Annotated in this window: 1 protein-coding gene; it reads right to left on the reverse strand. The window is 43.4% G+C overall.

Annotated elements, in window-relative coordinates:
* Positions 1-560 precede the first annotated feature (560 nt).
* On the reverse strand, positions 561-1,302 hold a 742-nt coding region (locus tag ACSZPU_RS25740; protein WP_499004446.1), incomplete at its 5' end, for a DJ-1/PfpI family protein.

Here is a 1,302-nt window from a genome sequence, read left to right on the forward strand (position 1 = left end):
ATTCAGGCAACCGTCTGTGGTGTTTGCAGAGCTAAGATTGGCGGCTTAGCGTTGCACTTCGGAGTTGAATCCGCCTTGCACTAGCCATTTTGTTCTTTCAAAAGATTTTATGCAGGATTAGCCGGCAGATTAAGCATAACTTGATCTTACGCAATCAACACGTTTTGAGTAATTTTCGTTCGCATTAATTCACATTAAAATAATTAACCGACAATCAATACAAGGCGTGAATTTAAGAAGGGCAGGAATATCGATCATATATTTATTTCTATTTTTGTGGCACAATTTTACGGCTATCTGTATTGAGTTGCTTTTTATTTATCACTCTTCTCTTCGATAACATGCCCGGCGAATTCGTCGGGCTTTTTTTCGCCTAATGATTAACATCAAAAATATAATCCACAGAATTATTAAAATATTGCATTTAATACATGATAATTATATTGAAACGTTAATAATATACCCAAGTAACTTCAAGATGCAGGATGGTAGTACTTAAACAAGTTAACCTTACTGTTGCCTTGGGGCAGCTCCTGCAACTCGAAGTATCATGGATATAATTACTTCGACTTCAGGTTCCTTCCTGCTGCTTCGGCTGCAAGCCGAGCCTGACTGTCCATCCAAACCCTCTGGGTACGCATTGTTGCCACTCTATCCGGCCCTGCTTCGGCTGGTGTTCCGTTTTGAAAAGGTGGTTCGGGGGAGTATTCAATAATTAACTGAGCCCTCCGCGCAGATTCTTCATCGCCCAGCTTTGCACCCAGTTCAAGTGCAAAGTCTATTCCTGCTGTTGTTCCGGCTCCAGTAATACGATTACGATCACGCACGACTCGCTGATCGATATGGTTTGCACCAAGCAAAGGTAATAGATCAGCAACAGCCCAGTTCGATGTGGCGTTATACCCCTGAAGCAGCCCCGCAGCACCGAGAATAAGGCTGCCAGTACAGTCACTCGTAATCCACTTAGCCCGTTCTCCCTGCTTTGCAACAAAATCAAGCACAACCTGGTCCCGCATACAGGCAATGGTACCTATCAAGCCACCGGGAACAAAAAATACATCAGGATCAGCCCAGGCTTCTGTGAATGTTGTATTTGCACTGATGGGGATACCCACATCTGTTGAGAGCGGAACTTTTTCTTTCCAAATAAGCTGCATGTTCCACCGCATAATTTTAAATACGGTCATTGGGCCTATTAAATCAAGAGCGATCATGTTGGGATAGATAAGCATCGATACTTTAGGCGCATCAGGGTCTGGTGCCATCATTGCATTTATATGATTTTCCTTGGCTTCCTGTGCG

The organism is Phytobacter sp. V69, assembly GCF_965644215.1.
Taxonomy (GTDB): Bacteria; Pseudomonadota; Gammaproteobacteria; order Enterobacterales; family Enterobacteriaceae; genus Phytobacter.